This is a genomic window from uncultured Campylobacter sp., from assembly GCF_938031315.1.
Taxonomy (GTDB): domain Bacteria; phylum Campylobacterota; class Campylobacteria; order Campylobacterales; family Campylobacteraceae; genus Campylobacter_B.
On the sequence record NZ_CALHHT010000007.1, the window covers coordinates 1 to 6,693 of the forward strand.

At 40.7% G+C, this 6,693-nt stretch carries 10 protein-coding genes; 1 reads left to right on the plus strand and 9 read right to left on the minus strand.

All coding sequences use genetic code 11. The features are described 5' to 3' along the window. From Q0236_RS00155 to Q0236_RS00165, 3 genes are all read right to left on the minus strand, one after another. Window positions 1–268: hypothetical protein (locus Q0236_RS00155; protein ID WP_297913586.1), on the minus strand; the 268-nt coding region annotated here is incomplete at its 3' end. Window positions 269–327: 59 nt separating this feature from the next. Then, window positions 328–594 (minus strand): hypothetical protein, encoded by a 267-nt coding sequence (locus Q0236_RS00160; protein WP_297913588.1) that lies wholly within the window; start codon window positions 592–594, stop codon window positions 328–330. 36 nt (window positions 595–630) lie between these two features. Further along, entirely contained in the window at window positions 631–1,326 is a 696-nt protein-coding gene (locus Q0236_RS00165; protein WP_297913591.1) for a hypothetical protein, read from the minus strand. 351 nt (window positions 1,327–1,677) lie between these two features. On the opposite strand from Q0236_RS00165, the gene Q0236_RS00170 reads away from it, so the two are divergent. Further along, on the plus strand, window positions 1,678–2,838 hold the full coding sequence (locus Q0236_RS00170; protein WP_297913594.1) for a PepSY domain-containing protein: 1,161 nt from the start codon (window positions 1,678–1,680) through the stop codon (window positions 2,836–2,838). 172 nt (window positions 2,839–3,010) lie between these two features. Here Q0236_RS00170 and Q0236_RS00175 read toward each other — a convergent pair whose 3' ends face one another. The 6 genes from Q0236_RS00175 to Q0236_RS00200 all read right to left on the minus strand — a co-directional run. Then, window positions 3,011–3,889, minus strand: a complete 879-nt coding sequence (locus Q0236_RS00175) for a hypothetical protein (protein WP_297913597.1) — start codon at window positions 3,887–3,889, stop codon at window positions 3,011–3,013. Further along, entirely contained in the window at window positions 3,858–4,049 is a 192-nt protein-coding gene (locus Q0236_RS00180) for a hypothetical protein (protein WP_297913599.1), read from the minus strand. The genes Q0236_RS00175 and Q0236_RS00180 overlap by 32 nt, the downstream gene beginning before the upstream one ends. 12 nt (window positions 4,050–4,061) lie before the next feature. Beyond that, entirely contained in the window at window positions 4,062–4,916 is an 855-nt protein-coding gene (locus tag Q0236_RS00185; RefSeq protein ID WP_297913602.1) for a hypothetical protein, read from the minus strand. Window positions 4,917–4,976: 60 nt separating this feature from the next. Further along, on the minus strand, window positions 4,977–5,228 hold the full coding sequence (locus Q0236_RS00190) for a type II toxin-antitoxin system prevent-host-death family antitoxin (protein ID WP_297913605.1): 252 nt from the start codon (window positions 5,226–5,228) through the stop codon (window positions 4,977–4,979). Between the two features lie 471 nt (window positions 5,229–5,699). After that, window positions 5,700–6,356, minus strand: coding sequence for a hypothetical protein (locus Q0236_RS00195; RefSeq protein ID WP_297913609.1), 657 nt, complete (start codon window positions 6,354–6,356; stop codon window positions 5,700–5,702). Beyond that, the coding region (locus Q0236_RS00200) for a hypothetical protein (protein ID WP_297913611.1) at window positions 6,353–6,693 on the minus strand (341 nt) is incomplete at its 5' end. The genes Q0236_RS00200 and Q0236_RS00195, both read right to left, overlap by 4 nt.

Consider the following 6,693-nt stretch of genomic DNA (forward strand, 5'->3'; position numbering starts at 1 on the left):
TCTTATAGCGCCTCTTTCTTATCTCTGCTTCGATAAATTTTATATCTTGCTGTGCGTATGGGAATGAGAGCGTAAAATTTTTGCCGCTTTGCCCGTCTTCTACTATCAAAATCGGCATCTCACCCCTCATCCCTTTCTCCGTAAGGGCATTTTCTATATCGATCTTTGTGCTAAATTTAAACGATAAAAATTTCCACTCTTTCCTTACAGTGCGGCTGTCTATGATGACGCCCTTTTCGGATAACGGCAGTATGGCAATTAGCATCATTGCAAGACCCATCGCGATCACGAGCGCGGTCTCGCCACTGCCTCTTTGTATATACCCGCCTACGCATAAAGGGTCGTTTGTATCAAAGCATGCACTTTACCTCCGCCTCTTGTTGTTTTTATCCAAGGCTCATCAAATGCTACCAGCGAACCCCAGGATAAAAATAGCACGATAAGCATAGTTTTTGCTATGGGGCTAGGAGGTATGAGCCAGGCGCCCTTTTGCACGGTTTTATAAGAGGCGTTGCTTTTAAAAACCATGCTTTTAAAAATAGCAAGCCCAAACAGTAAAAGATTTATGCCGAATACCAAATATAAAAATATCATGCTGCCGCCTTAAATTTAGATATTTTTAGCGTTAAATTAAGCCCGTGCATTTTGCTCGCTTGCTTTAGCTTTTGAAATTTCAGCGAGCTTTTCTAATATAAAATTTTGCAAAAAATCTATATCCCTTCGTGCATATAAAAATCCCGCCCCGAATTTAACGCCGCTAATTTTGCCTCGTATGCTGATTATTTTTACGCCTCTTATAAACCATGTGGCGTAGTTCATCTCGTCAAAGTATATCTTTTCCGTATGCCTAAACGGCAGAACCTCCCATTCTTTGCAGATGCCGCTTTTATCTATTCTGATTCCTTTTTGAATTAGCACGATAAATGAAAAAATTATGGCGCAGACAGATATGATTTTGCCGAGTATTAGTCTAGGCTCGCTTATTTGCAGATACCCATCCACGCATCTGGGATCGCCTTCTTCGAAGCATCTTAAATTTATGCCTGCCGCTTTGTATTCCTGCGAACAAATTTTATCGTGGGTGTAAAAGCAGGGTATCGGCTTGCCGTTGTGTTTTGCTACGTGCGAGCTGGATAGAGTGACTACACCGAAGCTTAAGCACATTATAAACATCTGCATTTTTAAAAGCGGATCGGTGGAGATAAACAGAGTTCCGTGATCTACGGTTTTGAATGATCTATTTTTATCAAGCAATGAAACAAGAAGGCAAAAGCCTATCGTAACATAAAGGATTATCGAAGCAAACTCGGTTATACTTTGCGACATAATAATGACCTTGTTTTTTGGATTGCGCAAGCTCGCGTCTTTGGCAATTTTAGCGCAAAATTTCTAAATTTACGAGATTCTAAGCGCGCTTTTTATAAATCGCGATTAGAATTTTATCTCGCTAGCGTGATCTAGCCGCGCGAAAGGCGGATTAAATTTTTAGCTTTGATATTCTGAAATATGCAGTTTATGACATTACGCGAGGTGCCTAGGCGCTCTTGCGATGCCATAACGTGCCTTAAAATTTCGCATCCTAAATCTTAATGATAATTATCTAAATATTTAAAATCGCACAATATAATTGCGAACCTCAATCAAATAAAGATTAAATTTATCTCGCAAGGATCTACAATGAGCTCGCTTTTGAAGCGCAATAAAATTTTGTTTAACGTCCATCTTATTTTGTCGATCGTTTTTTCTATCCCGCTGCTTATCATTGGCGTTACGGGCGCGATTTTGTCGTATCAGCACGAGTTTGAGGCGCTAATAAACGCGGGCTCTAAAAAGGTCGAAAAAACGGGCGAAATGCAAAGCGTGGAGAAAATCCTGCAAAGCTTTAGCGAGCAAACGGGCGCTAAGCAGCCCGTAAGGCTCGTCGTGCCCAAAAGCGATGACGAAGCCTTCGTCATTTACGCAAACAGAAATGATGCGTATCTGGTCAATCCATACACCGCGCAGATCATCGGCAAGGATCGCGGCACGGGCTTTGTGCTAACGGTGATGGCGCTGCATCGAAATTTGGGCCTAGCGCTAAGTGGCAATAAAACCGCAGCCGAGGTTGGCAAACAGATCGTGGGTGCGAGCGTCGTGGCGATGATACTGCTCGTAATAAGCGGCGTCTGGCTGCATTTCCCAAGGCTTAGGCGCAAATTTATCGAAGCTATAAGACCAAATTTTAAACTCAAAAAATACGCTCTTTTTTATAACCTACATACGAGCCTAGGCTCGCTAAGTGCAGTGATTTACCTGCTTATCTGCTTAACCGGGCTTAATTGGTCGTACGGCTGGTATAACGATGCGGTGATGAAGCTTTTCGTTAGCTCTCAAAATTTACCGCAAGCTAGCGCGCCTAAAGCCGCCGCTTCTAAAGATCACGCCGTCGCACCTGCTAAGGAGGAGGGCAAAAAGCCCGCTACGTATAAATTTAGCGACGCGCAGAGGGCTTATGAGATATTCAGATCAAGCGGTATAGAGTATAAAGAATTTACCCTAATGCTCGCGGCGTCAGATAAGATCGACGTCAGGTATTATGAGCCAGATGCGCCAGCCACCGCGCGTCCAAAAGGCGCGAGCGTCGATCTAAAAGCGGGCAAGATCGCGGAGCAGAAGCAGACGGACGGTATCACCGTGGGCGAGTTTAAAGATGCGAACTATCAGCTTCACACGGGGTATTTTTTTGGGCTCGCGGGTAAAATTTTATGGTCGCTCGTTTCGCTTTGTATGCCGCTTTTTATCTTTAGCGGCTTTTATATGACGGCAAAAAGGGCGTTTAAGTCAGAAAAGCTCGGCTAAATTTTACTTTGGCGATAGAGGCGCGACGAGCACATAAGAGAGTCTAATACCTACAAAGCATTGAGATGAAATTTGCCGAAGCGGATCAAGAAAAGCTCTGATTTAACGATATTTGAGGCATACTAAAATTATCGCGGATTAAGTCTTAAGGCCATATTGCTCGTGCATTTTACTATAGCTCGCTTTTAAATTTTGCGATCTCGGCTTTATCGATTTGGATAGACATGATTTTATTTAGCTTCGTTTCGTTCGCCTGGGCAAAACAAGCTTTGCCGATTTTGCCTTTTTGGAAATCTTGGTCTAATTTGGTTTTTAAACGTTTGAAAATTTCCTCTTTTGAGCCGATATCGATTAGTTTATAGATCTCTTTTTCGTCGGTTAAAACTTTATTTTCGCCATTATTTTTATCAATAGCGATAATATTAATTTTATCCCCAAAATGCTCTTTTAACTTTTTTAAACCGCTCGGTAAGTTTCCTTGGATACTAGACATCACTTCGATACTTCCGCCGCGCCCATATTCATTAAAGCGTTTAAAAGTATTGTCTAAAGCCTTTTCGGGTTCTATATGCACCGCAGCAATCGTAACGTCTAAATTTTTTTGTAGGCACTGCTCTATTTTTGGGATAGTCGGCGCCGGGTTTGCCAACTGGCCCTCAAAAATAAGCTTTACTTCGTCATCGGTCATAAATTCTTTAACCGAGGTAGTTTTTCCGGCTCCAGGAATTCCGGTGATGAAAATTGCTTTAGTTTTGCCGGGCTCATCGCGCTTCAAAACCTCTTCAAACTGCGTCGCCGCCAAAACGGCAGAAGAATTATGTATAGCATCATTTACTAGCGCCCTATTTTCCTTTATCTTAAAAATAGGAAAAAGCTCTTTGAATGTATCGGAACAGATATAGCGGCCGTCCATAGTATCTGGGTGTTTGTTGTAGCCCTCCAATATAAACTCCGTTGAATTCTTAGCAAATTCGATCGCTAAATTTTGAACTTCATCCAATTCGGCATTAGAGCCGAAATCAATCTTTTTTATTTCGCTTTTTAGTTTCATATTTAGCCATCTCCCGTTCCATGCTTTCTATCAGCTCTTTTGGAGCGCCGCGATAAAGTTGTTTTTCGATTTCCTTGCAGTATTCGGCGTCATTATCCATTCGCGTCAAATGATCGCATACTTTCTGCCACTTTTTTAAATCTTTTTCTGTTAAAGCCATTTCAAATCCTTTCTAAGAAATTTGTAGTATTTTATCATTTTGGTAATGAAACGCTCTCGCTCTGATCTCGTCCATCGGATAAGCCGTTTGCGGAAGCTTCAGGTATTCCTTGTATATATCCACTCCCAGCGCCTTGAATATTTCCAAATCCGTATTGCCCATCTCTCTCATCTGCTTGGCTAGCGGATTGGCGAGCGCTTCCATCTCCGCTAACTCCTGAAGCGCTAGCGCGAATGCCAGTTTCTGCTCCGAGTCCGGCGTCATATAGTTGTTTCTCATCTGTATATCGTCTATCATCCCCATATTCTGAAGCTGCATCGTCCAGCGATGAAGTATCCCCATTCGGTATTGCCACATTCCTAGCGGTCCCAATATCGGTATGCTCTCGTCCTTGGCCGTGGCTATCACCTCCGGCACTAAATACTTCTTCAGCTCCTCTTCGTCTCTCTCCGCTAGCGTATAGGTCTCGTACATCGTCGCCAGCAAATATTGCGGCTTGATGTAGTGCGTCATTATCCAAATTATTTGTAGATTGGCTACTTTCATGGCCAGTTCTCGCTTCATCCGAAAGATCGCTCTCTCTTTGTCCGTCGCTTCGTTCACTTCCTCCTGAAGCTCCTGCGTTAGCTCCAGTATCTCCTGCGAAAAGTCCGACATCTCCGACGCCCCCTCGTCCACTTCGTTGTTCATGCCTATTACCGGATAGCTCGCCCACATCTCCATCATCTCCCAAAAGTGGCTTTTGCTCACGTTCGGCAGCATCGGATGATTTTTCGGATACTCCATAAACTCCCAAATTTGCGTCGTCACTTCTTCGAAGTTCATCGCCGTTACCTCTTTTATCGTCGGATCCACTACCTGAAACATATTGACCTCCTTGTATGGGAAGTCAAACACTCCGTTAATGCCAGCGGTAAGAATTCTAGCTCATAACTCATTCAGGCTTACCTTCACCGGCTTTTCTTTACTTTTTATCGTGTTATCTGCTTCTTTTGAGAGATAGTAATCATCGATTATATCTAGCATTTTTTCATATAGATTGCTTGGTACCAAATACGCACTTGGGACATTATGCACTAAAATCGCTACCGCTTCGTCTTTTGCTTCTTTTATGATTTGAGCAGGAGATTTTTTGAGTTCTGAAATACTGGCTGTTTGCGTTGCTAAGATTGCTTTCATTTTATATCCTTTTTAATACTTAGAATAATACTACAAAATATATTAAATGTCAAATTTTACTGCTTGCTTAAGCTTTGCAGAAAACTTAAATTTAATTTCTTGCCTAATCACTATTTTGTTTTTATAGAATTTTAGCCACCTTTTTTGTCTACAAATGGGAATTCCTGCCTTTAATGCCCACATAGCGGGCGTTATAAAACTTAGATAAAGCTTAAAATTTAGTAAAATTCGCTTAAGAAAACTAAATTTAAAAGTACTGTAAAATATCTTTTTAATGGTGTTTCACGGATTAATAAAAGAAGGTGGCTAAATTCTGCCACTTTTTGCCACCATTTTGAGCAAATTCCCATTTGTAGGCAAAAAAGGTGGCTAAAATTTGCAAAAAGGTGGCTAAAAATCATTAAATTTCTTAAATATTCTTGCCTGATTTTCTATATTGTTTCACAAAATGGCTTAAATTTATAAATAAGCTTAAGCCAAAATTATCAAATTCCTCTTCTCTTCCATTACAAAATCTTTTAAAATTGCTCGTATATCGTCAGTCCTGTATTTCCTAAACGCTCTATTCATAGCTATGTCTTTTATACTACAACTTCCCTTTTTATCGATTTGCATTTTTACGTATTCAAGCATTTTATGGCGCATGTTTTGTATGTCTTCTGATTGCCCGTTGATTTCGCTAAACAAAAGGGTTAAATTCGTATACGGCTCTATGAATTTTATCGCTTCGTTTATCGTCTTGTCTGCTACTTTCGAGTTAAATTTAAAGCCACCGTCCTCGCTAATCTCATATTGATTCAAATAGTGTAATGTTTGTATAATTGCATTTAGATTTTGCACCACGCGAGTATAGAGCTCTTTAAACTCATCTGCCTTATTTTGTTTTTTTGAGTGTATGAGCCTACAAAATTTATCATAATTCTCATTTTGTTTTAGGGCATTGGTGTCGATTTGATAGCTCTCCTTTTTATAGAAATTCATCAAATCCACGATTTTACTTTCAAACTTTGCTATCTCGTCATAGCTTGGCTTATTTGTGTTAAATTTTGCATTCTCGTAAGAAAATACGTCTTTGGTATAGACGATGATGAAGCGATTAAATAAGCCGCCTAGATACTCCTTTATCACACTGTCATCGCCGCCCAATTGTTGTAAGTTCGTATCGGCCGCAAGGTAAAATTTAGCGTTATACACGAATGGCGGAAGTGCTTTTGCATTTTTATTGGGCGTTTTAAGGTGTTATTTGTGCCGTTTTTATCGGTAAGCATATTTAGGAGCTCTTGCATTTTAGTATCTTTATTTTTTAAAGCGTTACCCACTTCGCCCAAATCTGTAAAAAATTTCGGCTGATTTACTGCCGTTTCATAAATACCCTCGTAAGTAGCCTTATTTTCCATCAAGAACGCTAGAAGCTCTTTGTTGCCGCTACCTTTAAACCTTTCGTCCAATTCGTCTTGTATAGGTT